Below are 24852 nucleotides of genomic sequence, written 5' to 3'. Positions count from 1 at the left end.
TCTCGTCAGAGGCTCAGCGCGTCACGATGTAATCGCGCGGGTCGCGGGGGGCGCGGTCACGAGGAGGCGCGGCGGCGTGACCGATCGCCACGCAGCCCATCGGATCCCACGACTCCGGAAGGTCGAGCACCTCCCTCACCACCGGCCGGCAGAACATCGTGGACGACACCCACGCCGAGCCCAGCCCCTCGACCGCGAGCTGGATCAGGAAGTTCTCCACGCCCGCGCCCGTCGCGACGACGAACATCTCCCGCTCGGAGGCGTTGCGCCGCTCGTCGCGGTAGGTGTGGGAGCCCTCCATCACCAGGCACGGCACCACCAGGTAGGGGGCCTTGCGCAGGACGTCGCCGCGCCGGACGCGCTTGGCGATCGACTGCTCGGTGAACCCGTCGCCGCGCAGGTCCTCGATCCACGCCTCGCGCATGGCGTCGAGCAGCGCGGTGCGCGTGGCAGGGGACTCCACCAGCACGAACCGCCACGGGGTCGTGTGGTGCGGCGCCGGCGCCGCGATGCCCGCGGCCACCGCCCTGTGCACCGCCTCGCCGTCGACCGGGCGGTCGGAGAACTCCCTGATCGTACGGCGGGCGAACACGACATCCCGGGCGCCGAAGCGGAACAGGTCCTCGTCGGCCGGGCGTACGAGGGGTCTGACCCCCGGCCCGTCCTCGTCGGTCACCAGATGGCCGAGACCACGCACGATCGCCGCCGGAACACCGCCGAGCTTGCCCTTGACCAGCTCGGCCGCGCTCGCGATCTCGTCGGCCAGCGCGGTGACGGTGGCGCTGAGCGGGTTGCCGTAGGAGTCGGAGGAACCGCGGAAGTCGTCGAGCGGACGCACCCCCGCGGCGCCGATCGCCACGTCGGTCAGCCCGTTGCGCCAGGGACGCCCGAACGTGTCGGAGACGATCACGCCCACCCGGCCGCCGAGCCCGGCCCTGATCCGCGCGGCGGAGGCGTCGGGGTCGTCGGGCTGCAGCAGGACCGTGCCCGGCTCGGTGTTGGAGGCGTCGACCCCGGCCGCGGCCATGACGAAGCCGTGGCGGGTCTGGACGATCACCGTCTCGCCGCGCCTGGCGACGACCCGCTCGGTCTCCTCCTCGATCGCGCTCGTACGGTCGGGCGCCTGGCGGACGCGGCCCTCCGCCTTGCTGACGATCTTGGAGGTGACCACGACGATGTCGCCGTCGCGCAGGTCGGCGCCCTTGAGCAGAGCCGCCACGTCGTCGCCGGGCCGCACCTCGCCGATGCCGGTCACGGCGATGACCTCGATGCGTCGCGTGCTCATCGGGCCAGCTCCAGGGCCAGGTCGAGCGCGGTGCGGGCGATGTCGGCGGCGGCCTCGGCGTCGTGCATGAGGATCGGCCGGGACACCACGCGCACGCCGTCGAGCGCCACCCCCGCGTCCTCCTCGGCCACCAGCCAGCCGTCGACCAGGTCGGAGCCGTAGAGGTCGAGCACGGCCTGGGCCGTGGTCTCCACCCCGATCGCCGTCAGGCAGGCGTCGGCCATGCCGCGCACGGGCGCGCCGCCGATGATGGGGGAGACGCCGACCACGGTCTTGGCCGCGACCGCCTCGCGGATGCCGGGGACCTGAAGGATCGTGCCGACGCTCACCACCGGGTTGGACGGCGGCAGGATGACCACGTCGGCCTGCTCGACGGCCTCCAGCACCCCCGGCGCCGGCTTCGCCGTGTCGACCCCCACCAGCGCGAACGACTCGGCCGGGACCGACGCGCGCAACCGCACCCACCACTCCTGAAAGTGCACCGCCCGCCTGCCGTGCTCGTCGGAGATCACCACGTGCGTCTCGCAGCGGTCGTCGGTCATGGGCAGCAGGCGTACGCCCGGCTGCCAGCGCGCGCACAGGGCCTCGGTGATCTGCGAGAGCGGGTAGCCCGCCTCCAGCATCTGCGAGCGGACGATGTGGGTGGCGAAGTCGCGGTCGCCGAGCCCGAACCACTGCGGTTCGACCCCGTAGGCGGCCAGCTCCTCCTTGACGACGTGGGACTCCTTGGCCCGGCCCCAGCCCTGCTCCTCGTCGATGCCGCCGCCCAGGGTGTACATGACGGTGTCGAGGTCGGGACAGACCCGCAGGCCGAACAGGGTGATGTCGTCGCCCGTGTTGCCGATGACGGTGATCGAGGCGTCGGGTGCGGTGGCGCGCAGGCCGCGCAGGAAACGGGCGCCGCCGATGCCGCCGGCGAGTGACACGATGTGCATGCGGCCCAGTCTTCCACCGGCCTCCGACATCCCTGCGGGGGGAGTGGTTTTGCCCCTCCTGATGGCAAGGAACTTCCAGGTATAGGGGTAAATGGGATGGAAGAGGTTCTTGGGACGCCCGCCGCGTAAGTCGGCAATGTGGCAAACTCCCTTCGGGCCAAAGGGTCCGATGGGGGTTACTCGTGAGCAAAGTAAATGCCACCCGGCTACGGGAGCCGGCCGCCTGGATCATGCTCGTCACCGGTCTGGTCGACGTGGTCCTGACGATCGGCCGCATCCTGCTCGGCACGGGCAACTCGTACGGCGCCGGGTTCGCCGACCGGGCCGCCGCCAACCTGCTGGGCCTGACCAGCCCGGTCGTGACCGCGCTGCTCGTGGGCGCCGTGCTGCTCGTCACCAAGGTCGGCGAGCGCTCGTCCGCGGCCAGGCCCATCGCCTACGGCTCCGTGGCCGGCCTGCTGCTGGCCGCCGTGTTCGGCGAGGTGGCGCTGGTCGTCGGGTTGTTCGCCGGCGGCACGGTCCGCGGGGTGTTCGAGTACGTGCTCACGGGCGTCCCCACGCTCGCCCTGACTGCCGTGGCGCTGGTCTATCTGCTTCCCGAGGTCCTGCCCGGCCGTTCCACCGGCTACAGCAGCCAGTCCAACCACTACGGGCACCCCCAGCAGTTCGGCCAGCCCCAGCAGTTCGGCCAGCCGGACCGGCCCCCGTACGGCCAGGCCCAGCAGTTCGGCCAGCCGGACCAGCCCCACTTCGGCCACGCGGACCAGCCCCCGTACGGCCAGCCCGACCAGCCGCAGTTCGGCCAGCCGGACCAGCCCGCCTACGGTCAGTCCGACCAGCCCGCGTACGCGCAGCCGCACTCCGCGCCGACCCCCTACGGCCAGCAGCCCGCGCTCGCCCAACTGCCCCCGGGCGGCCAGGACGCCCAGTCCTCCGCCCACGACCCGCAGCCCGCCGCGTCCGGCTACACCCCGCAGCCGCCCTCCGGCCAGCAGCCGTCGCCCTACGAGCCGCAGGCGGCCTCGCCCGGTTACGAGCCCCAGCCCGTTTCCTCGGGCTACGAGCCCCAGCCCGTCTCCTCGGGCTACGAGCCGCAGCCCGCTTCCTCCGGTTACGCCCCGCAGCCCCCGTCCTCCGGTTACGTGCCGCAGCCGCCGTCGGGCCAGCAGGTGCCCGGCGGTTTCGGCCCGCAGGACCAGACGGCCGCCTTCGGCCAGCAGTCCGGCTACGGCGCCCAGTCGACCAGCCCCGGCGGCCAACCCGGCACCGGCTACGGCCAGCAGCCCCCGAGCTACGGCGGCCAGCCCGACCCCACCACCCCCGGCTACGGTCAGCCCTCCACCCCGGGCCTCGCCCAGCCGGACCCCGCGGGCTACGGCCAGCCCCCCATGCCCAGCCTCGCCCAGCCGGACGCCGCAGGCTACGGCCAAGCCCCCGGTTACGGTCAGCCCGTGCCCGCCGCTTCCGGCTACGGCCAGCCTGAGCCCTCCGGTTACGGTCAGCCCGAGCCCGCCGTCCCCGGGTACGGCCACCAGCCGGAGACGCCCGTCCCGCACGCCGCCGAGGCGCAGTCCCCCTACGCCCCCCAGACCCCCGACGCCCAGCCCGCGTACGGCCAGGGCCACGGTCAGGGGCTGGGCCAGCAGCCCGGCTACGGTCAGCAGCCCGACCAGCTCCCCTTCGGCCAGCCCGCGCAGAGCCAGCAGCCCTCCCAAGGCCAGCCCGCTCAGGGCCAGCAGTCCGACCCCTACCAGCAGCAGCCCTACCAGCCGGCCAGGGCCGCGCTCCCCGCCGCGCCCGCCGACCAGCGCCAGCCCGAGTCGCCCTTCCCCCCGCCCCCCGCCCCCGAGCCCCCGTACGCCCCGGTCGAGCAGCCCTTCGGACACCCGCAGGGCCAGACCGGGCAGCCGTTCGGGCAGCCGGACCAGGGCTTCGCGCCGCAGGGCCTCCCGCCGCAGGGCTTCGGCCAGGACCAGGGCTACGCCACGCCGTCCTACACCCCGTCCGAGACGCTCCCCGACTCCGGCTACCAGCCGCCCGCCGGTGAGTACACGCCCGCCCCCTACGTCCCGGCGGACAGCCAGCCCAGCGCGTACGGCCAGACGAACTACCCGACCCCGGATAATCCGTACGCCCCGCGCGACAGTTCCCCGAACGCGTTCGCCGACCAGGCGTACCCGAGCGGCGAGACCAGCCCGAGCGTCCCGTACCCGCCGGCGGAGCAGCAGCCGTCGTACTACGACCGCCAGAACGCCTTCGACCAGCAGAGCGGCCAGCAGGGCGGTCAGCCAGGGGGCCAGCAGGGCGGTCAGCCGTTCACCGGCTACTCCGGCCTCGAGTACGCCACCCCCGCCTTCCAGGAGCCGGACCCGCCCGTGGACCCCCGCTCCCAGCAGCTCCTGGACGCCTACCAGCAGGCCGAGACGTACCAGAGCTCGACGGCCGGTGCCGTCGGCACCCAGCCCGACCTGCGGGTGCCCGACTACGCCGGCCAGCCGGCCAGGCCGTACGACGACCCGTTCGGCCACCCCCAGCAGGCCCAGCCCCAGCAGGCTCAGCCTCAGCCGTACCAGCAGCAGGGCGCGTACGAACCCCAGCAGGGCCAGTACGAGCCCCAGGGCTACCGCCCCACCCACCAGGCCCCGCAGGCTCCCCAGGCCCCGGCCGGGTGGAGCGAGGCGCAGGGCGAGTCGACGATGCGGCTGGACCCCTCGTCGTTCGGGGACGCGCTGGGCGCCCAGAACCGCCCCGGCGACGACCCAATCGACCCAACGGCCATATACACGCCCAACGAGCCACGCAGGTAACGGACCGGCAAACGACGGCTAGAGAGAAGGTGGCCCAAAGGGCGGGCGTCTACCCCGCCCTGGTACGGTTCCGACCGCTGACAGCGTTGAACGAACCAGGTCGAAGCCTTGCTGCGCAGGAGGCTCCGGCCTGGTGCGAACACCACATGCCGAGCACACCGGGGCGAGAGTCGGTCTTTCCCCGGATACCGTCATGCCGCTTGACGTCACGTACGGCACGCGCGTGTAATTACAACCATGTTGTTACGCCTTCCTGTGGGTGGGTAGTAAGGAAGGCGTCCATGGGGGGCTCCATTGCGGGCGGGCGGCAGGGAGGTGTGCAGTGACCGATCCGGTCATCGCACAGGATCAGCTTGACGCTGAAGAACTCGGATGGCAGGAGCGCGCGTTGTGCGCGCAGACTGATCCGGAGGCGTTCTTCCCGGAAAAAGGCGGCTCCACCCGAGAAGCCAAGAAGGTCTGTCGATCGTGTGAGGTCCGTGCGGAGTGCCTGGAATACGCACTCGAACACGATGAGCGATTCGGCATCTGGGGTGGGTTGTCGGAGCGGGAGCGCAGACGGATCAAGCGCCAGGCCGTTTAGGGGATATGAGCGAAAGGGTCACGCGGGCTGCCGTGTGACCCTTTTTCGCATGTGGTCCTGCTCTGACCTGTATGGTGGGCGCGCCTGATCAACGCTGGAGTGCCCGCCCATGTCACGTCCCCTCGTCACCGCGATCGTCGTCGCCCATGATGGCGGGCGCTGGCTCGGGGACACGCTGCGCGCGCTGGCGGGCCAGAGCCGCAGGCCCGAGCGGGTCGCCGGCGTCGACAACGGCAGCAGGGACGGCTCGGCCGACCTGCTCGCGCAGACGCTCGGCACGTCCAACGTGCTCACGCTGCCGCGTTCGGCCTCCTTCGGCGACGCCGTCGCTGAGGTGCTGGACAGGCTGCCGCCGTGCGGGCCCGACGAGTGGATCTGGCTGCTGCACGACGACTGCGCCCCCGACCGGCGCGCGCTGGAGGCCCTGCTCACGGCGGCCGACCAGGATCCCAAGGCGGCGGTGCTCGGCCCGAAGCTGCGTGACTGGCTCGACCGCAGGCGCCTGCTCGAACTGGGCGTGACCGTCGGCCTCACCGGGCGCAGGGACACCGGGCTGGAGCCGCGCGAGTTCGACCAGGGGCAGCACGACGGCACCCGGGAGGTGCTCTCGGTCTCCACGGCGGGCATGCTGGTCCGCCGCGACGTCTGGGAACGCCTCGGCGGCCTCGACCCGCTGTTCCCGCTCTTCCGCGACGACCTCGACCTGTGCTGGCGGGTACGCAACGCCGGGCACAAGGTCCTGGCCGTCACTTCGGCGGTGGCCTGGCACGCCGAGGCGGCGGCACGCAGGCGGCGGCGGATCACGGTCAGCGGCGACCATCCACGCAGGCTCGACCGGCGGAACGCGATCTTCGTGATCATGGCGAACCTGCCGTTCCGCGTGATGGTGTGGGCGCTGCTGCGGAACCTGGCCGGCTCGGCGCTGCGCACGTTCCTGTTCCTGGTGGGCAAGCAGCCGGCGAACGCGCTGGACGAGATGGTGGCGCTGGGGTCGATCCTGGTGCACCCGTTCCGGCTGTTCAAGGCGCGCAGGGCCCGGCGCGAAGGCCGTAAAAAGGGATTTATCCGCATAAAGCGGTTGCTGACGCCGTCGGGGGTCGCGTACCGGCGGCTGACCGACATGGTGCAGAGCTTCCTCGCCGGCGAGGGACCCGTGGAGTCCGCCGGCCGCCACCACCATTCCGCCGGCGAGGAGGACGAGGAGAGCACGCCGGTCGACACCGGCGCGGTCAAGCGTTTCCTCCACCGGCCAGGCGTCGTCCTCATGCTCGCGCTCGCCGTGGTCTCGCTGGCCGCCGAGCGGTCGCTGCTCTTCGGCGACCGGCTGGGCGGCCGCGCGCTGGTGCCGGTCACGGGCGGCGCGGGGGACCTGTGGCGGTTCTACACCGAGGGTTTCCACGACATCGGGCTTGGCTCCACGGACTGGGCGCCGCCGTACGTGGGGCTGCTGGCGCTGGCCTCGACGCTGGCGCTCGGCAAGACGTGGCTGGCGGTGTCCGTGCTGCTGCTGGGGTCGGTGCCGCTGGCCGGGGCGTCGGCGTACCTGGCGACCAGGCACATCATCCCGGCGGTGCCCGCGCGGGCGTGGGCGGCGGGGACGTACGCGCTGCTGCCCGTCGCGACCGGCGCGATCGCGGCGGGCAGGCTCGGCACGGCGGTGGTGTTCGTGCTGGTCCCGGTGTACGCCGCGCTCGGCACCACGCTGCTGTCCGGCGAGCGGCGCCGGGCCCGGCGCGCGGCCTGGGCGCTCGGGCTGCTGCTCGCCGTGGGGACCGCGTTCGTGCCGCTGGTGTACCCGCTCTTCGCGGTGCTCGGCGTGCTGGCCGCCGTCTGGTTCGGGGGGGTGCGGCGCGGTGTGGTGACCTCCATGGTGATCGCGCTCGTGGTGCCGCTCGCGCTGCTGTTCCCGTGGCTGGCCGGACTGGTCGCGGACCCCGGCCGGATCCTCCTGGAGGCCGGGCTGCACGATCCCGCCCTGGTGGAGTCGGGGCTCGCGCCGGAGTCGCTGCTCGCGCTCAGTCCGGGCGGGCCGGGGTTGCCGCCGTTCTGGGTGACGGCCGGGCTGGTGGTGACCGCGCTGGCCGCGCTGCTCATGCGCCGCCAGCGGATGGTCGTCGCGATCGGCTGGGGTGTCACGCTGTACGGCATGCTGGCCGCCATCCTGGTCGGCCGGATCAGCGTCGAAGGGGCACGGGCCTGGCCCGGGGTGCCGCTGGCGTTCGCGGGGACCGGGCTGCTGGTGCTCGTGGGCCTGACCGCGCACCGGCTGGCCGAGCTGCGGGCCGGCGGCGGACTGCGCAGGCTGGGCGCGACCCTGGTGGTGGCCGCCGCCGTGAGCACGCCGATCCTGGCCGCCGGCTACTGGATCGCGTACGGCGTACGCGGCCCGCTGACCGGCCACGCGCCCGACGTGCTGCCCGCCCTGGCCACCTGGAGCACCAGGAACGGCGAACGCACGCTGGTGATCAAGGGTGACGCCTTCACCGTGCTGCACGGGCGTACCCCGCTGATCGGCGAGGCCGAGCTGCCGGTCGCCTCCGAGGCCCGTACGAAGGTGGCGACCGCGGCGCGCGGCCTGGTCGGCGGGCGCGGCGGGACCGACGCGGCGACGCTGGCCCAGCACGGGATCGCCATGATGGCCGTGGCCGCGCCGGTGCCGCCCCAGCTCGCCAGGTCGCTCGACTCGCAACCGTCGTTGCGGCGCATGAGCCTGTCCGAGGCGGGCGGCCTGTGGCGGCTGACCGAGCCGGTCACCCGTGTGCCGGTCCAGCCTGCGGGTGTCCTGCACACGCCGTGGTTGTGCGCGCAGGGTGTCCTGGCCCTGCTCGTGTTCGCCCTGGCCATGCCGGGACGCCGGGAGAGCGGCGCGGTCGAGGGCGTCGAGGCGCCCGCCGCCGCGCCGGTTGGAGTGCGATGAAGGCGTTCGTGGAGAACCGGTTCGGCCTGCTGGTGCTGGTCGTGGTGGCCCTGTCCGCCCTGTACGGCGTCGCCTTCGTCACCGGCCCGGCCCCCGCACCGCCACACGCGGAGGGGCCGAGGAAGGTCGCCGTCGAGTCGGTGACCGCCGTCTGCCCAGGTGCCAAGGGCACCCAGGTGGACGTCTACCTGCCCGGCCGCCTGTCCCACGAGGTCATGAAGAACGCCGACCCGTACGTGACGAACGGCCCCGGAGCGCTCGAAGCCGGATACACCACCCGGGTGACCTCCGGCGCGCTGCGCGGACTGTCCGGGGTGCGCTGCACCGAGCCGGCCCCGGTCGCCTGGCTGGTCGGACCCGGCCCCGCGGAGGCCGACGTGCTCCTGCACCTCACCAACGCCGACAAGTCCCCGGCCCAGGCCGACGTCGAGGTGTACGCGGCCGAGGGCCCGGTCTCCGGGGACAAGGGCCGCGGCCTGGAGATCGCGCCGGGCGAGCACAAGGAGATCGACCTCAGGACGCTCGCCCCCTCGGCCGACATCATGGCCGTCAGCGTCACCACCGTCTTCGGCCGGGTCGCGGTCGCGGCCAGGGCGTCCATGCGGGCCGGCGGCGTGGACTGGCTCCCGCTCGCCGCGCCGCCCGCCACGCGCGTGGTGGTGCCCGGCATCCCCGGCGGTGGCGGCCGGCGTGAGCTGCTGGTCGCGGCGCCCGGCAAGAGCGACGTGTCCGTGCAGGTCAAGGCGGTCAGCCAGGACGCCGAGTACGCCATGAAGGGCCGCGAGACCGTCGACGTGCCCGCCGGCAGCGTGGTCGCGGTGGACGTGACCACCGGGATCGGCGGCGAGTCGGCCGCGCTCGTGCTCACCGCGCCCGCGCCGGTCGTGGCCGGGCTGGTCGTCGTCGGCACCGGGCAGCGGCAGGACGTGGCGTTCACGGCGGGCACGCCGGCACTCGACCTGGGCAGCGCGGTGGCGGGCAACGGCGCCGGCACGCGGCTGCTGTTCACCGCGCTGGGCGGGCCGGGCGAGGTCAGAGTGCAGGAGGTGCCGGCGAAGGGCGCGGCGGGCAAGCCGTTCGCCGTGACGGTCCCCGCCGGCCGGACCAAGGACGTACGGCTGCGCGGCAAGGGCGACTTCGCCGTGGTCGTCACCCCCGTGTCGGGCCAGGTGTACGGGGGCCGCGTCATCGAGGAACGCCAGAAGAGCGGGCTGCTCGTCACGGCCCAGCCGCTCGCGCCCGCGCGCATGTGGACGATGTTGCCCGTGCTGACCGACAGCGCCCGCGTGGTGGCGCCCTGACGACCTGGGCCCGCGGCTCAGCGGCGGTCGTCGTAGCCCGGGTCGACGGTCTCGGGGGCGAGGCCCAGCAGGGTGGCCACCTGCTCGACCACCGTGTCGTGCACCATCGCGCCCAAGGTGTCGCGGTCGCGGGCACGGGCCTCCAGCGGACGGCGGTAGATCACCACGGCGGCGGGTGACTGGCCGCTGGCCGCGTCGGCCCGGCCGAACGGGATGGGCTCGGTGCCCATGCTCGGGCCGTCGCCCAGCTCGTTGAGCGGCGGCACCTCCTCGACCGCGAACTCCACGGCGGACAGCTGTTTGTCCCATCGCGGCCGGAGCCTGTCGACGGCGTCGAGCACGAGGTCGTCGAAGCGCTCGCTGCGGGACCTGGCCATGGGGACGTGAGAGGGGGCGAGGGGGCCGCGCAGGCCACGACCGTGGCGATCGCGCCGTCTGGGACCGCGCTTTGGAGTCACCGCCCAAGTGTAAGGGCACCCGCCCCCGCCCCTCGGAACCCCCGTCCCGGGTCGGCGTGGCCGGGCGGCGCGGTCAGGAAGGGAGGGTGGGAAGCAGTGTCGCCAGCCGGTCGAACTGTTCGAGCACGCCCTTGGTCATCCCCGTGCCCAGCGCGAAGCCGAGGATCTCCGCCGAGGGGAACCGGGCCTCCCAGCGCAGCCGCGTCCGCCCGCCCAGGTCCTGTCGCGTCACTTTCGCTCACCTTCCTGTAGGCCCCGCAGGTAGTCGTCGAGGCGGTCGAGGCTCTGCCCGAGGAACTCGCGGTACTGCTCCATCCACGTCAGCACGTCTCGCAGCGGCTCGGGCCGCAGCCGGCAGGGACGCCACTGCGCCTGCCGGCCCTGCTCCACGAGCCCCGCCTGCGCCAGCACCTTCACGTGCTTCGAGACGGCGGGCAGCGTGAGGTCGAACGGCTCGGCCAGCTCCCCGACGGTCGCCTCGCCCTCGGCCAGCCGGGCGAGGATCGCCCGCCGAGTCGGGTCCGCGAGGGCGGCGAAGGTGGCGCTCAGCTGATCGTCCCGTCTCATCACTTTCCTTGGTGGTTAATTAACTGATATGGAAAGTACAGGCCCACCGGTGTGGCGTCAACGGTCACGGGGCAGTGTTGTCTCTCAGGCGCTCGCATCGGTGCATGTAGGCGGAAAGCCTGCGACAGGTGTCCGAATTGTGGCGACACGCTCGTTAAGAGCGCCCAGATAGTGGCGCCTCGCACTCTTACCAGATACGGTCCCTCCGTGAGCCCCGTCCGCCGCTGTTCCCGCACCGCTTGCAGCCAGCCTGCCGTCTTCACGCTCACGTACGTATACGCCGACTCGACCGCAGTTCTCGGCCCTCTGGCGACGTACGCCGAGCCACACTGTTATGACCTGTGCGCCGAACACGCCGAGCGGCTGACCGCTCCCCGCGGCTGGGAGGTCGTCCGGCTCCCCACCGACGGCAACTCACCCAGCTCGGACGACCTGGAGGCGCTGGCCAACGCGGTCAGGGAGGCCGCCAGGCCCAATCCGTCCGGCAGCGGCGAGCCGGTCGGCCAAGGGGTCGAGGTCGGGCGCAGAGGCCACCTGCGCGTTCTCCGGTCGGCCCAGCAGCACCGCGACCGGTAGGCTCGTTCCACACGACAGACGACCTAGGGGCGGAGCTGGAGAGTGGGCGACCTCGCCAAGATCTTCAAAGCGTACGACGTTCGCGGGGTGGTCCCGGACGAGTTCGACGAGCCGATCGCCGAGGCCGTGGGTGCGGCGTTCGTCGAGGTGACCGGAGCCGTCTCCGTCGTCGTCGCCCATGACATGCGCGAGTCCTCCGTACCGCTGGCCGAGGCGTTCATGAGGGGCGCCCGTTCGCGCGGGGCCGATGTCGTGTTCGCCGGGCTCGGCTCCACCGACCTGCTCTACTACGCCAGCGGCAGCCTGGGCCTGCCCGGCGTGATGTTCACCGCCAGCCACAACCCCGCCGAGTACAACGGGATGAAGATGTGCCGCGGCGGCGCGGTGCCGATCGGCGGCGACACGGGGCTGACCGAGATCCGCGACCGCGCGGCCGAGCTGGTCGGCGCCCCCGCCACCCCGACCGGGTCGCTGATCGAGAAGGACCTGCTGTCCGGCTACGCCCACCACCTGCGCGCGCTCGTCGACCTGTCGTCGATCCGGCCGCTCAAGGTCGTCGTCGACGCGGGCAACGGCATGGGCGGCCACACGGTCCCGGCCGTGTTCGAGGCCCTGCCGCTGGAGCTGGTCCCGCTCTACTTCGAGCTCGACGGCAGCTTCCCCAACCACGAGGCCAACCCGCTGGAGCCGCAGAACCTCGTCGACCTGCAGCGGGCCGTCCTCGACACCGGCGCCGACCTGGGCCTCGCCTTCGACGGCGACGCCGACCGCTGCTGGGTGGTCGACGAGCGCGGCGCGTCCGTCTCGCCGTCGGCCGTCACCGCGCTGGTCGCCACCCGCGAGCTGGCCAAAGACCCCGGCAGCACGATCATCCACAACGTGATCACCTCGCTCGGCGTGCCCGAGATCGTCCGCGAGCACGGCGGCACGCCCGTGCGTACCCGCGTCGGCCACTCCTTCATCAAGGCGGAGATGGCCCGCACCGGAGCGATCTTCGGCGGCGAGCACTCGGCCCACTACTACTTCCGCGACTTCTGGTTCGCCGACTCGGGCATGCTCGCCGCGATGCACGTGCTGGCCGCACTCGGCGAGCAGGACCGCCCGCTGTCGCAGCTGGTGGCGGCCTACTCCCGCTACCACGCCTCCGGCGAGCTCAACAGCGCGGTCGCCGACCAGGGCGAGGCGCTGTCCCTCGTACGCGCGGCCTTCGAGGGCCGGGGCGAGGTCGACGAGCTCGACGGACTGACCATCACCGGCCCCGACTGGTGGTTCAACCTGCGCGCGTCCAACACCGAGCCGCTCCTCAGGCTGAACGCCGAGGCGGCCGACGAGAGCAAGATGAAGGCGATCAAGGACGAGGTCCTCGCCATCGTGGGAAGGGTGTCACTGTGAAGATCGACGACTGGCTGCTGGAGATCCTGGCCTGCCCGGCCTGCAAGGCGCCCCTCCGCGCCGAGGCCGCGACCGAGGAGCTGGTCTGCACGGACTGCGGTCTGATCTACCCCGTGCGCGATGACATCCCCGTCCTGCTGGTCGACGAGGCAAGAAAGCCGTGACCTGGGAGCCCAGGCGGCTCGACGACCAGCGACATCTCGCCGAGGCCGATCCGGGCGGCATGCTGCTCGCGGTCGCGTCCTCGGCCGCCCAGGTGCGCACGGGCCACCGTGCCGCGGTCGAGCCCGGCGTCGACCGGCTGGCCGGCCTGGGCCGCCCGCGGGCCGTCGTGGTCGCGGGCATGGGCACGGCGGGCCTGACCGGTGACATCCTCGCCGCGGTGTGCGGCAACGGTGTGCCGGCGCCGATCGTGACGCTGCGGTCCTACCAGCTCCCGGGCTGGGTCGGCGCGACCGACCTGGTCATCGCCGTGTCCGCCACCGGCGACGAGGACGAGACGGTCTCCGTCGCCGTCCAGGCCGTCCGGCGGGGGTGTGCGCTGCTGGCCGTGTGCCCGCCGGGCTCGCCGCTGGAGGCCGTCGCCGTGCAGGCTTCGGCGCTGCACGTACCGGTGCGGGCCGAGGGGCAGCCCAGGGCCAACCTCTGGCTGCTGACGATCCCGGTGGTCGCGGCCGCCTCCGCGCTCGGGCTGGTCACGGCCGGGCCCGAGGTGTTCGAACGGGTGGCCGCGATCCTGGAGGACATCGCCCATCGGTGCCGCCCCTCCAGCGAGTCCTTCATCAATCCGGGCAAGTCCCTCGCCCTTGACCTGGCCGAGAGCATTCCGATGATCTGGGGATCATCGCCCGTGGCGTGCGCGGCCGCGCGCCGGCTGGCCTCCCAGCTCAACGAGAGCGGCAAGTACCCGGCGATCTTCGGCGAGCTGCCCGAGGCCGGCCACAACCAGGTGGCGGCGCTGGAGGGGCCGCTGGCCGAGCGCGACATCTTCGCCGACGAGGCCGGGCCGACGCTCAGGCTCGTCATGCTGCGCGACGTCGAGGAGCACCCGCAGGTCACGCGGCAGCGCGAGACGGCGCTGCGACTGGCGACCGACCGCGACGTGCCGGTCAGCGAGCTGACGGCGGAGGGCGTGCATCCGCTCGAACGGCTGGCCACGCTCATCGGCCTGGCCGACTACGCCGGCACCTACCTGGCCCTCGGCTACGACGTCGATCCGACGCCTGTGGCCACGATCACTGAGCTTAGGACCAGGGTTTCCCAATAGGATCCCATTCCCAGGTCTTTGTAGGTGATCTTATGAGCGGAGACGACCGGTGAGCGCGAGTGGCGGCACGAAGGCAATCATTGCGGCGCTGAGCGCCAACCTGGCGATCGCGGTGGCGAAATTCGTGGCGGCGTTCTTCACCGGGTCGTCCTCCATGCTCGCCGAGGGCATCCACTCCGTCGCCGACTCGGGCAACCAGCTCCTGCTGCTGCTGGGCGGCAAACGCGCGAAGCGGGCCAGCGACAAGACCCATCCCTTCGGCTACGGGCGCGAACGTTACTTCTACGCGTTCGTGGTCGCCGTCGTGCTGTTCACCATCGGCGCGGTCTTCTCGCTCTACGAGGGCTGGCACAAGATCTCCCAGCCGACGGAGGTCGAGTCGCCGATCTGGGCGTTCGCGGTGCTGATCTTCGCGATCATCGCCGAGGGTTTCTCGTTCCGTACGGCGGTCAAGGAGTCCAACCCGCTGCGCGGCAGGCAGTCGTGGGTCGCGTTCATCCGCCGGTCGAAGTCGCCCGAGCTGCCGGTCATCCTGCTGGAGGACCTGGGCGCGCTGCTCGGCCTGATCTTCGCGCTGTTCGGCGTGACGATGGCCGTCGTCACCGGCGACGGCGTCTGGGACGGCATCGGCACCCTCATGATCGGCGTACTGCTGGCGATCATCGCGGTCGTGCTGGCCGTCGAGACCAAGTCGCTGCTGCTCGGTGAGGGCGCCTCGCCCGAGGTCGAGGAGCAGATCCGGGCCGCGATGGAGAGCGCGCCCGAGGTGGCCAGGATCATCCACATGCGTACGCTGCACCTCGGCCCCGAGGAGCTGCTGGTCGCCGCCAAGATCGCGGTCGAGCACGACGACACGGCCAGCGACGCGGCCCGCGGCATCGACGAGGCCGAGCGGCGCATCCGCGACGCCGTGCCGATCGCGCGGGTGATCTACCTGGAGCCCGACCTCGACCGGCTGCGGACGACGAACGCCTGACCGTTCAGCCCCGGGGCCGCAGCAGCCTCAGGGCCTTCTCCTTCTCGAAGTCGAGCGCCCTGCGCGGCACCTGGATGCGGCCGATCCGCACACCCAGGTCGCGCACGGCGGCGGCGGCCGGCGGCTCGCTCAGCACCCGCAGCGCGAAGGCCAGCTCGGCGGGCGAGACGTCGAACTGTTTCTCCAGCTCCACCCCCTGCGCCACGGCGGCCAGCTCCTCCGGGCCGAATCTGCGGTGCGCGCCGCGCTCTCTGACCGGTGGCAGCAGGCCCAGAGCCTCCCGATATCGGAGCATTCGTGGGGACATGCCGAGCCGCTTGGCTGCTTCCGTGATGCGCATCCTTACATTCTTACGTCAGTTTCGCTGTCTCGGAGATGCGAGGCTGCCCGAGCGACGCCTAAACTCGTCCGCGACACCATTCGTGACGCGAGGGGAATCCCGATGGACTTCAAGGTCGCCGACCTTTCACTTGCCGACTTCGGCCGTAAGGAAATCCGGCTCGCCGAGCACGAGATGCCCGGTCTCATGGCGATGCGCAAGGAATACGCGGCCTCCCAGCCCCTCCGCGGCGCGAAGATCATGGGCTCCCTGCACATGACGATCCAGACGGCCGTGCTCATCGAGACGCTGGTCGCGCTCGGCGCCGAGGTCCGCTGGGTGAGCTGCAACATCTTCTCCACCCAGGACCACGCCGCCGCCGCGGTCGTCGTGGGCCCCCACGGCACCGAGGAGGACCCGAAGGGCGTCCCGGTCTTCGCCTGGAAGGGCGAGACGCTGGAGGAGTACTGGTGGTGCACCGAGCAGGCCCTCACCTGGCCCGGCGGTGACGCCCCCAACATGATCCTCGACGACGGCGGCGACGCCACGCTCCTCGTGCACAAGGGCGCCGAGTACGAGAAGGCCGGCGCCGTGCCCGCTGCCGGCGCCGACGACCCGGAGGAGTGGCACGTCATCATCGACCTGCTCACCCGTACGGTCGGCGAGGACAAGCGCTGGACCCGCATCGCCGAGAGCATCAAGGGCGTGACCGAGGAGACCACCACCGGCGTGCACCGTCTCTACGAGATGCACAAGAACGGCCAGCTCCTCTTCCCGGCGATCAACGTCAACGACTCGGTCACCAAGTCCAAGTTCGACAACAAGTACGGTTGCCGCCACTCCGTCATCGACGGCCTCAACCGCGCCACCGACGTGCTCATCGGCGGCAAGGTCGCCGTGGTCTGCGGCTACGGCGACGTCGGCAAGGGCTGCGCCGACGCGCTGCGTGGCCAGGGCGCCCGGGTCATCGTCACCGAGATCGACCCGATCTGCGCCCTCCAGGCGGCCATGGACGGCTTCCAGGTCACCACGCTGGAGGAGGTCGTCGGCATCGCCGACATCTTCGTGACCACCACCGGCAACTTCAACATCATCACCGCCGCGCACATGGCGCAGATGAAGCACCAGGCGATCGTCTCCAACATCGGCCACTTCGACAACGAGATCGACATGGCCGGCCTGGCCAAGCTGCCGGGCATCGAGCGGATCAACATCAAGCCGCAGGTCGACGAGTGGGTCTTCGCCGACGGCCACTCGATCATCGTGCTGGCCGAGGGCCGCCTGATGAACCTGGGCTGCGCCACCGGCCACCCCAGCTTCGTCATGTCCAACTCCTTCACCAACCAGGTGATCGCGCAGATCGAGCTGTTCACCAAGACGGCCGACTACCCGATCGGCGTCTACACGCTGCCCAAGCACCTCGACGAGAAGGTCGCCCGCCTGCACCTCGACGCGCTCGGCGTCAAGCTCACCGAGCTGACCAAGGAGCAGGCGGCCTACATCGGCGTGCACGTCGAGGGCCCGTACAAGTCCGACCACTACCGCTACTGATCCGCCGGGTGGCTCCGGGAGGGGTCGGTCCCCTTCCGGAGCCGCTTTCTTTTCGCGAGGGGCTGGGCATGGATGTCTGGGAAAGCGGCGAGCGGCAGATCTCCTGGGCCGCCCGCTCGATGCCGGTGCTGACGGCCATCGGTGAGCGGTTCGCGCTCGAACGGCCGCTCGACGGGCTGAAGATCGCGGCCTGCCTGCACGTCACCGCCGAGACCGCCGTGCTCATGGGCGCGCTGAAGGCGGGCGGCGCCGAGATCGCGCTGGCCGCCTCCAATCCGCTGTCCACCCAGGACGACGTGGCCGAGGCGCTGCGCGCGTACGGGATCGCCGTGCACGCCCGTGCCGGGGTCGATCGCGCCACCTACTACCTGCACATCCACCAGGCCCTCGACCTCGGGCCCGACCTCGTGCTCGACGACGGCTGCGACCTGGTGAACATCCTGCACACCGAGCGCACCGACCTGCTCGACGGCGTGAGCGGCGGGTGCGAGGAGACCACGACCGGCATCATCCGGCTGCGGCAGATGGCGGCCGAGCAGGCGTTGCGGTTCCCGGTCGTGGCCGTCAACGACACCCGTACCAAGCGCATGTTCGACAACCGGTACGGCACCGGGCAGTCCACGCTCGACGGGATCATGCGGGCGACCAACACCATGCTGGCCGGCCGTACCGTGGTGGTGGCCGGGTTCGGGTTCTGCGGGCGCGGGGTGGCCGAGCGGGCCAAGGGGCTCGGCGCGCGGGTCGTCGTCACCGAGATCGACGCCGTCAAGGCGCTCGACGCCACCCTCCAGGGCTACGAGGTGCGCCCGATGGCCCAGGCGGCGATGATCGGCGACCTGTTCGTCACCGTGACGGGCAACCGGGACGTCATCAGGGCCGAGCACCTGTCCGTCATGAAGGACGGCGCGATCCTGGCCAACGCCGGCCACTTCGACGTGGAGATCGACGTACGCGCCCTGGACGAGATGGCGCACGAGGTGCACCGCGGGGTGCGCCCCAACACCGACGAGTACGTCATGCCCGACGGCAACCGCCTGCTGCTGCTGGCCGAGGGCCGCCTGGTCAACCTGACCGCCGCCGAGGGCCATCCCGCGGCCGTCATGGACATGTCGTTCTCCGCGCAGGCCCTGGCCGTGGCCTGGCTGGCCGGGCAGCGGGCCGAGCTCGTACCCGGCGTGTACGACGTGCCGGAGGAGATCGACCACGAGGTGGCCAAGCTCAAGCTGGCCGCCGCCGGCATCGGCATCGACACGCTGACCCCCGACCAGGAGGACTACCTGCACTCCTGGCGCGTGGGCTCCTGAGCCGGGGTTCCTAGAGCGCCGCCTGCATCTCCTGCATACGGCGGATCTCGGCCGTCTGGGTGACGCTGACGTCCGTGGCCAGTTCCTCGATCTTGATGTGCGAGCCGTCGGTCAGCACCTTCTCCGACATTTCGAGCGCGCCCAGGTGATGTTTGATCATCAGCTCCAGGAACAGCCGGTCGAAGTCCTTGCCCTTGGCCGCCTTCAGAGCCGCCATCTGCTCCGGCGTGGCCATGCCCGGCATGTCGCCGTGCGCCGCGTGGTGGTCGGGCACCTTCTGGCCCTGCTGCGTGAGCCAGGTGGACATGAACTGGATCTCCGGGCCCTGGGCCGCCTTGATCCGGTCGGCGAGGCTCTTGAGCTTGGTCGAGTCGGCCCTGGTGGGGGCCAGGATCGCCATGTCGAGGGCCTGCCGGTGGTGGAGGACCATGTCCTGGACGTACGTGATGTCGGCGGCGTTGGCCGTGGGCGCGGGGACGGCGGTGGCCGCCTCTCCGGGGGGCAGCGTCCTGGCCTGCTCGCCCGGACGGCCCGGGACGAGCACCGGGGCGGTGGAGTCCGCGCGCGGCGCGGTGGACGCGCCGGAGGAGCAGCCGGACAGGGCAATCAGCGTGCCCGCGATGACGATGAGCGCGGCGCGCACTCAGCCTCCTGACTGGCTCTGGGTCGAGAATGCGGACTCTAGGGCATGAACGTGCCAAGCGAAAGAGGGCGAAACGGAACAAGATTTGACAGATTGGACGCTGGCCAGTTCGCGGGACGTGAGCGACGATGGCGGAGATTTATGCCCCCTTTATAGGAGGACCACGGAGTGTTCACCCCCCGTAGAGCCCTCATCCTGATCACCGCCCTCGTGGCGGCGGCGGGTGCCACGGTGCCCGCCCAGGCTGCGGACATCCCTGCTCCCGGCGAGATCGTCATGAGCTCCAACATCACGCACGTGACGAACGTGCCCAAGCCCGAAGCGCTGTCCGACATCCACACGGACATGGCCTTCCAGGGCGACTACGCCTTCGTCGGCAACTACTACGGCTTCTCGGTCTACGACATCAAGAACCCGAAGAAGACCTCCCTCGTGAGCTCGGTCGTGTGCCCGGGCGGCCAGATGGACATGTCCGTCTACGGCAACCTGCTGTTCGGGTCCGTCGACTCCTCGCGCAACAACGACTCGTGCAGCAGCACCGGCCAGAGCGCCTCCGTCAAGGAGTCCTGGGAGGGCATGCGCATCTTCGACGTGAGCGACAAGTCCAACCCGAAGTACATCAAGTCGGTCGAGACGAACTGCGGCTCGCACACGAACACGCTCGTGCCCGACAAGGCCGGCAAGAACGTCTACATCTACGTCTCCTCCTACGGCCCCAACGCCAACTACCCCGACTGCCGGCCGCCGCACGACCTGATCTCGATCATCAAGGTGCCGCTGGCCGACCCGACCTCGGCGGCCGTCATCGCGACGCCGAACCTGTTCCCCGACGGCGGCAACCCCGGCCTGCCGCTGCCGTACCCGAACGGCAAGTCGGCCACGACCGGCTGCCACGACATCACCGCCTACCCCGAGAAGGGCATCGCCGCCGGAGCCTGCATGGGCGAGGGCATCCTGCTCGACATCTCCAACCCCGAGCAGCCCAAGGTCACCGCGCAGGTACGCGATGACGTGAACTTCGCGTTCTGGCACTCGGCCACGTTCAACAACGAGGGCACGAAGGTCGTCTTCACCGACGAGCTGGGCGGCGGCAGCAGGGCCACCTGCAACGCGGCCATCGGGCCGAACAAGGGCGCCAACGCCTACTACGACATCGCCGGCGGGCAGCTGGTGTTCAAGGGCTACTTCAAGATCGCCAGGCACCAGGCCGACACCGAGAACTGCGTCGCCCACAACGGCTCGCTGATCCCGGTCAAGGGCCGTGACGTCATGGTCCAGGCGTGGTACCAGGGCGGCATCTCGGTGGTGGACTTCACCGACTCCGCCAACCCGAAGGAGATCGCCTTCTTCGAACGCGGGCCGGACGAGACCGCCCCGCCGCTCGACGGCGGCTTCTGGTCGGCGTACTACTACAACGGCTACATCTACGGCTCTGACTTCAACCTGGGCCTGGACGTGCTGAAGCTCAACGACCCGCGGACGAACCAGGCCAACAGCGTCAAGATGGGCCTGCTGAACGCGCAGACCCAGGGCTCGTACCCCGAGCACGGGCGCGGCGTCCCCGGCGGCAACTGATCGAACGCCGCCGGCTCACTGCGGCGGCGCGAACCCGCCCGGAGTCGCCCTCGGCGGCTCCGGCGCGGGCCCCCGCTGCTCCTGCGGCGGCGGATAAGGCGCCTGCTGCGGAGCGTACGGCGGCTGCTGCGGAAAGGACGGTTGCTGCGAATACGGCGGTTGCTGCGCATAGGGCGGCTGCGCGTACGGCGTGGGACGTGCCGGGGTGGTTCCGAGGGCGGCGGCGGCGCGTTGCGCGAACCGGGCCTCCTCCCGGCGGCGGCGCTCGGCCAGCACCGCGCTGAGATAGGCGTGCGGCGGCACCCCCGAGGGCGCGGCCGGCGACACGAAGGCCGCCGTCTGCGCCGCGATGCGCATCCCCATCTCGTGCTGGACCTGCGGCGCGAGGTCGTGCCAGCGCATCAGGTACTGCCGGGCGGCCTGCGCCACCTCGTCGGGAAGCTGGGAGAGCTCCAGAGTGGCGGCCCAGTTCGCCAGCGGCGGCGGCATCAGGATGACCTGCCCGCTCTCGCGCGGCGCCCGGTCGGAGATCACGATGGTCCCCGCGAAGATGTCGCCGAGCCGCTTGCCCTGCTGCGAGACCAGCGAGGAGATCAGCGCGGGCGCCCCGGAGAACATCCAGAACTCCACCAGCCCGGCCAGCCCGCGGAACAGCGCCTGCCTGAACCGTTCGGGGCTGCCGTCGTCGGCCACCACCCGCAGCCCGAGCGCCAGCTTGCCGAGGCTGCGCCCCCGGGTGAGGGTCTCGAAGAGCACGGGATAGCCGATCATCACCAGCACCAGCAGCACGATCATGACCGCGCCGAACATGGCGTCGTCCGTGACGACCGCGAACGCGCCCAAGAGCATGTACGCGCCGATCAGTACGATGACCTGCACCGCCATGTCGATGACGATCGCCACCGCGCGCGAGGGCATCTGGGCCACCCGCACCTCGACGACGACGGCGTCCCCGGTCACAACCTCTGACATATGTGGAGCCTAACGGCAATGCCGCACTGATCGAGCGGCCACAATGGTCGGGTGGACATCGATGCGTTCGTCACAGCACACCGCCCCGTCTGGGACCGGCTCGACCACCTGGTCAAGAACCGCTCCAAGCTGACCGGCGCGGAAGTGGACGAACTGGTCGACCTCTATCAGCGGGTGTCCACGCATCTGTCCATCGTGCGCTCCTCGTCCCGCGACGCGATGCTGGTCGGACGGCTGTCGGCCCTGGTGGCCAGGGCCAGGTCGGCCGTGACCGGCGCGCACACGCCCGCCTGGCGGGAGCTGACCAGGTTCTTCACCGTCACCTTCCCCGTCGTGGCCTACCGGGCGCGGTGGTGGTGGCTGGCCACGGCGCTGGCGAGCGTCGCGGTCGCGTGGGTGCTGGGGGCGTGGGTGGCGGGCAGTCCCGACGTACAGGCGTCGATCGCCTCGCCCGACGAGATCAGCCAGCTCGTCAACCACGACTTCGCCGACTACTACTCCGAGAATCCCGCCGCCTCCTTCGCCGGTCGCGTGTGGACCAACAACGCCTGGGTGTCCGCGCAGGTCATCATCTACGCCATTCTGCTCGGCATCCCGATCCCGTTCGTCCTTTACAGCAACGCCGAGAACGTCGGCGTATCGGCCGGGCTGATGGCCTCCAGGGACAAGCTCGACATCTTCTTCGGCCTGATCACGCCGCACGGCCTGCTGGAGCTGACCGGCGTCTTCCTGGCGGCGGCCGTCGGCATGCGCCTGGGCTGGACGGTGATCGACCCTGGGCCGCGCAGGCGGCTGGAGGCGCTGGCCGAGCAGGGCAGGGCGGTCATGAGCGTGGCGCTCGGGCTGGTCGTGGTGCTGTTCGTGTCGGGCCTGCTCGAGGCGTTCGTGACGCCGTCCGGGTTGCCGACGGCCGTGCGGGTGGGCATCGGGGTGCTCGCCGAGGCGGCCTTCCTGGCGTACGTGATCGTCTTCGGCCGCCGGGCCCTGCGCGAGAACGAGACCGGCGACGTCGAACGCGCGCCCGACGTCGCCCCCACGGCCTAGAGCCGGCCCGCGGCCTTCAGCGCCAGGTAGGCGTCCGCCAGCGCCGGGGCGATGTCCTCGGGCGGCGCGTCCACGACCTCGACGCCGTGCCGGCGCAGCCGGGCCGTGATCCGCCTGCGCGCGAGCTGGGCCTGCTCGGCCGCGGCCGCGTCGTAGACCTCCTCGGTGGTGCCACGCCTGGCCGCCATGGCCGCCACCCGCGGGTCGGACACGCCCGCGACCAGCACCAGGTGCCTTGAGGAGAGCTGGGTCAGCACCGGCATCAGACCCTCGTCCAGCGCCGCCGCGTTGAGATCGGTGAGCAGCACGACCAGGCAGCGCCGCTTGGCACGGGACAGGATGGCGGCCACCATGCCCTGCCCGTCGGCCTCGACCAGCTCGGCCTCGATCGGCGCCATCACGTTGACCAGCGACGACAGCAGCTCGGTACGGGACGCGCCGCTCACCCACGCGCGCACCGCGCGGTCGTAGGCCAGGAAGTCGACCTGGTCCCCGGCCCGGCCGGCGAGCGCGGCCAGCAGCAGCGCCGCGTCCATCGACCAGTCGAGGCGCGGCCAGCCGGGCGCCGGGCGCGGGTCGGGACGTACCAGCAGGCCCGGGCCCTGGGCGGCGGCCCCGGCCAGGGGGACCGGCGCGTCGCCCACCCGGCCCGCCGACGTGCGGCCGGTGTCGAGCACGATCAGCACGCGCCGGTCGCGCTCGGGCCGCCACGTACGCACCACGACGTCGTTGCGGCGCGCCGTGGCCCGCCAGTCGATGGACCGTACGTCGTCGCCGACCACGTACTCGCGCAGGGAGTCGAACTCGGTGCCCTGGCCGCGTACCAGGGCCGGGTGCCGGCCGTCGAGCTCGCGCAGCCGGGCCAGCCTGGAGGGCAGGTGCTTGCGGGACAGGAACGGCGGCAGGACGCGTACGGACCAGGGCGAACGGTGGCTTCCCTGGCGGGCGGCCAGGCCGAGCGGACCGACCGAGCGCACGGTCACCGCCACCGACGACCGGTCGCCGCGCCTGGTCGGGTTGAGCGTGACCACGATCCTGCGCCGCTCACCGGCCGGCACGTCGAGCGCGGCGACCCGGGGAACGGCCCCGGCCGACGGCGGCCAGGCGTCCCTGATCCGGCCGCGCACCCGCCGGCGTCCCGGGTTCTCCACGATCAGCTCCACCGTGGCCGTCTGCCCCAGCCGTACGAGCGTGTCACCCGAACGGTGGAGCCGCAGGGGCCGTACGGCGCCCGCGAACACCAGGTCCACGATGATCGCGGCGGCCAGCAGCAGGCAGACCCCCGCCAGCGCGGCGCCGGGCTGGGGGGCGAGCAGCACCACCACGATCCCGGCCGCGGCGAGCAGCCCGGCGCGTCCGGTCAGAGCCATCGGCGCACCGCCACGTGCCTGTCGTGTCCGTCGGAGCGGGCCATCAGCGCGGGACCGGGACCGAGGCCAGGATGCCGTCGAGCAGGCCGTCGGAGGTCGCGCCCTCCAGCTCGGCCTCGGGCCGGAGCTGGACGCGGTGCCGCAGCGCGGGCCTGGCCAGCGCCTTGACGTCGTCGGGCGTCACGTAGGGCCGCCCGGACAACCACGCCCACGCCCTGGAGGCCGCCAGCAGCGCCGTCGCGCCACGCGGCGAGACGCCGAGCTGGAGCGAGGCCGAGCTCCTGGTCGCGCGGGCCACGTCGACGATGTAGCCGAGCACCTCGGGGGCAACGTGCACCTGGGAGACGGCCTCGCGGCCGGCCGCCAGGTCCTCGGCCGTGGCCACGGGCTTGACGTCGGACAGGTCGCGCGGGTCGAAGCCGCGCGCGTGCCGTTCGAGCACCGAGATCTCCTGGTCGCGCGGCGGCAGCGGCACGGTCAGCTTGAGCAGGAACCGGTCGAGCTGGGCCTCGGGGAGCTGGTAGGTGCCTTCGTACTCGACCGGGTTCTGGGTCGCGCACACCACGAACGGGTCGGGCAGCGGGCGGGCCACGCCCTCCACGCTCACCTGCCGCTCCTCCATGGCCTCAAGCAGCGCCGCCTGCGTCTTGGGCGGAGTGCGGTTGATCTCGTCGGCGAGCAGCAGGTTCGTGAAGACGGGCCCCTCCCTGAACTCGAACTCGGCCGTCTTCGCGTCGTAGATCAGCGAGCCGGTCACGTCGCCCGGCATCAGGTCGGGCGTGAACTGCACACGCTTGAAGTCGAGCGACAACGCCGCGGAGAGCGTGCGGACCATCAGCGTCTTGGCCACGCCCGGCACGCCTTCGAGCAGCACGTGCCCCCGGCACAGCAGAGCGATGACGAGCCCCGTCACCACGGCGTCCTGGCCGACCACGGCCTTGGACACCTCGGCGCGCAGCGCGGCGAGCGCCTCCCTGGCCGCCTCGCCCGACGGGGCCACGCGGAAAGTC

Annotated in this window: 23 protein-coding genes; 13 read left to right on the top strand and 10 right to left on the bottom strand. The window is 71.8% G+C overall.

The annotated features are described in order from the left end of the window. Positions 1 to 13: 13 nt before the first annotated feature. Both DMB42_RS08835 and cofD read right to left on the bottom strand, forming a co-directional pair. Positions 14 to 1285 carry a coenzyme F420-0:L-glutamate ligase gene (locus DMB42_RS08835; protein WP_125632399.1) on the bottom strand — a complete coding sequence of 424 codons (1272 nt, stop codon included), beginning with the start codon at positions 1283 to 1285 and terminating at the stop codon, positions 14 to 16. Beyond that, a complete protein-coding gene (gene cofD / locus DMB42_RS08830; protein WP_125632398.1) occupies positions 1282 to 2220 on the bottom strand; it encodes a 2-phospho-L-lactate transferase in 939 nt (312 codons plus the stop codon). Before cofD ends, DMB42_RS08835 begins: the two co-directional genes overlap by 4 nt. A 182-nt stretch (positions 2221 to 2402) precedes the next feature. Here cofD and DMB42_RS08825 point away from each other — a divergent pair, with 182 nt between their 5' ends. The 4 genes from DMB42_RS08825 to DMB42_RS08810 all read left to right on the top strand — a co-directional run bounded on the left by DMB42_RS08825 (position 2403) and on the right by DMB42_RS08810 (position 9828). After that, complete coding sequence (locus tag DMB42_RS08825; RefSeq protein WP_125632396.1) at positions 2403 to 5027, top strand: hypothetical protein; 2625 nt, start codon at positions 2403 to 2405, stop codon at positions 5025 to 5027. A gap of 322 nt (positions 5028 to 5349) precedes the next feature. Continuing rightward, on the top strand, positions 5350 to 5610 hold the full coding sequence (locus DMB42_RS08820; RefSeq protein WP_020546325.1) for a WhiB family transcriptional regulator: 261 nt from the start codon (positions 5350 to 5352) through the stop codon (positions 5608 to 5610). A gap of 109 nt (positions 5611 to 5719) precedes the next feature. Next, positions 5720 to 8527 (top strand): glycosyltransferase family 2 protein, encoded by a 2808-nt coding sequence (locus DMB42_RS08815; protein ID WP_125632394.1) that lies wholly within the window; start codon positions 5720 to 5722, stop codon positions 8525 to 8527. After that, on the top strand, positions 8524 to 9828 hold the full coding sequence (locus tag DMB42_RS08810) for a DUF5719 family protein (protein ID WP_125632392.1): 1305 nt from the start codon (positions 8524 to 8526) through the stop codon (positions 9826 to 9828). Before DMB42_RS08815 ends, DMB42_RS08810 begins: the two co-directional genes overlap by 4 nt. Positions 9829 to 9845: 17 nt before the next feature. Here the strand turns inward: DMB42_RS08810 and DMB42_RS08805 are convergent, their stop codons facing one another. The 3 genes from DMB42_RS08805 to DMB42_RS08800 form a co-directional block, all read right to left on the bottom strand. Further along, positions 9846 to 10205 (bottom strand): metallopeptidase family protein, encoded by a 360-nt coding sequence (locus DMB42_RS08805; RefSeq protein ID WP_221762053.1) that lies wholly within the window; start codon positions 10203 to 10205, stop codon positions 9846 to 9848. A 154-nt stretch (positions 10206 to 10359) separates the two neighbouring features. Continuing rightward, on the bottom strand, positions 10360 to 10518 hold the full coding sequence (locus DMB42_RS53050; RefSeq protein WP_185844532.1) for a hypothetical protein: 159 nt from the start codon (positions 10516 to 10518) through the stop codon (positions 10360 to 10362). Beyond that, the gene (locus DMB42_RS08800; protein ID WP_125632388.1) at positions 10515 to 10853 is read right to left on the bottom strand and encodes a helix-turn-helix transcriptional regulator; all 339 of its coding nucleotides are present in this window, start codon (positions 10851 to 10853) and stop codon (positions 10515 to 10517) included. Before DMB42_RS08800 ends, DMB42_RS53050 begins: the two co-directional genes overlap by 4 nt. Positions 10854 to 11060: 207 nt before the next feature. Here DMB42_RS08800 and DMB42_RS08795 point away from each other — a divergent pair, with 207 nt between their 5' ends. From DMB42_RS08795 to DMB42_RS08775, 5 genes are read left to right on the top strand one after another with little or no spacing between them, the layout of a single operon-like run. Next, entirely contained in the window at positions 11061 to 11429 is a 369-nt protein-coding gene (locus DMB42_RS08795; RefSeq protein ID WP_125632386.1) for a DUF3499 domain-containing protein, read from the top strand. Between the two features lie 42 nt (positions 11430 to 11471). After that, the gene (locus DMB42_RS08790; protein WP_125632384.1) at positions 11472 to 12821 is read left to right on the top strand and encodes a phosphomannomutase/phosphoglucomutase; all 1350 of its coding nucleotides are present in this window, start codon (positions 11472 to 11474) and stop codon (positions 12819 to 12821) included. After that, positions 12818 to 12985, top strand: coding sequence for a Trm112 family protein (locus tag DMB42_RS08785; protein WP_125632382.1), 168 nt, complete (start codon positions 12818 to 12820; stop codon positions 12983 to 12985). The genes DMB42_RS08790 and DMB42_RS08785 overlap by 4 nt, the downstream gene beginning before the upstream one ends. Beyond that, complete coding sequence (locus tag DMB42_RS08780; RefSeq protein WP_125632380.1) at positions 12982 to 14088, top strand: SIS domain-containing protein; 1107 nt, start codon at positions 12982 to 12984, stop codon at positions 14086 to 14088. Before DMB42_RS08785 ends, DMB42_RS08780 begins: the two co-directional genes overlap by 4 nt. Positions 14089 to 14137: 49 nt before the next feature. Beyond that, a complete protein-coding gene (locus tag DMB42_RS08775) occupies positions 14138 to 15064 on the top strand; it encodes a cation diffusion facilitator family transporter (protein WP_125632378.1) in 927 nt (308 codons plus the stop codon). A gap of 4 nt (positions 15065 to 15068) precedes the next feature. On the opposite strand, the gene DMB42_RS08770 is transcribed toward DMB42_RS08775, so the two are convergent. After that, entirely contained in the window at positions 15069 to 15404 is a 336-nt protein-coding gene (locus DMB42_RS08770) for a MerR family DNA-binding transcriptional regulator (protein ID WP_125632376.1), read from the bottom strand. Between the two features lie 102 nt (positions 15405 to 15506). Between DMB42_RS08770 and ahcY the strand changes: the two genes are divergently transcribed. Further along, entirely contained in the window at positions 15507 to 16934 is a 1428-nt protein-coding gene (ahcY, locus tag DMB42_RS08765; RefSeq protein WP_125632374.1) for an adenosylhomocysteinase, read from the top strand. Positions 16935 to 17002: 68 nt separating this feature from the next. Then, the gene (locus DMB42_RS08760) at positions 17003 to 18238 is read left to right on the top strand and encodes an adenosylhomocysteinase (RefSeq protein ID WP_125632372.1); all 1236 of its coding nucleotides are present in this window, start codon (positions 17003 to 17005) and stop codon (positions 18236 to 18238) included. A 10-nt stretch (positions 18239 to 18248) separates the two neighbouring features. On the opposite strand, the gene DMB42_RS08755 is transcribed toward DMB42_RS08760, so the two are convergent. Further along, positions 18249 to 18881, bottom strand: coding sequence for a DUF305 domain-containing protein (locus tag DMB42_RS08755; protein ID WP_125632370.1), 633 nt, complete (start codon positions 18879 to 18881; stop codon positions 18249 to 18251). A 168-nt stretch (positions 18882 to 19049) separates the two neighbouring features. Here DMB42_RS08755 and DMB42_RS08750 point away from each other — a divergent pair, with 168 nt between their 5' ends. Beyond that, complete coding sequence (locus DMB42_RS08750) at positions 19050 to 20456, top strand: LVIVD repeat-containing protein (protein ID WP_185844531.1); 1407 nt, start codon at positions 19050 to 19052, stop codon at positions 20454 to 20456. Between the two features lie 15 nt (positions 20457 to 20471). On the opposite strand, the gene DMB42_RS08745 is transcribed toward DMB42_RS08750, so the two are convergent. Continuing rightward, positions 20472 to 21428, bottom strand: a complete 957-nt coding sequence (locus tag DMB42_RS08745) for an RDD family protein (protein ID WP_185844530.1) — start codon at positions 21426 to 21428, stop codon at positions 20472 to 20474. A 51-nt stretch (positions 21429 to 21479) separates the two neighbouring features. Between DMB42_RS08745 and DMB42_RS08740 the strand changes: the two genes are divergently transcribed. Next, entirely contained in the window at positions 21480 to 22472 is a 993-nt protein-coding gene (locus DMB42_RS08740) for a stage II sporulation protein M (protein ID WP_125632368.1), read from the top strand. On the opposite strand, the gene DMB42_RS08735 is transcribed toward DMB42_RS08740, so the two are convergent. Together DMB42_RS08735 and DMB42_RS08730 are read right to left on the bottom strand one after the other, a co-directional pair. Next, positions 22469 to 23842: a DUF58 domain-containing protein gene (locus tag DMB42_RS08735; RefSeq protein WP_125632366.1), complete on the bottom strand. Its 1374-nt coding sequence runs from the start codon at positions 23840 to 23842 to the stop codon at positions 22469 to 22471. The two genes, DMB42_RS08740 and DMB42_RS08735, sit on opposite strands and share 4 nt — an antisense overlap. A 43-nt stretch (positions 23843 to 23885) precedes the next feature. After that, complete coding sequence (locus tag DMB42_RS08730; protein WP_125632364.1) at positions 23886 to 24842, bottom strand: MoxR family ATPase; 957 nt, start codon at positions 24840 to 24842, stop codon at positions 23886 to 23888. Between the last annotated feature and the right edge of the window lie 10 nt (positions 24843 to 24852).

It is taken from the genome of Nonomuraea sp. WAC 01424 (assembly GCF_003947315.1).
GTDB lineage: Bacteria > Actinomycetota > Actinomycetes > Streptosporangiales > Streptosporangiaceae > Nonomuraea > Nonomuraea spiralis.
Note: the sequence above shows the minus strand (reverse complement) of the source record. Positions and strands in the feature narration are given on the sequence as shown.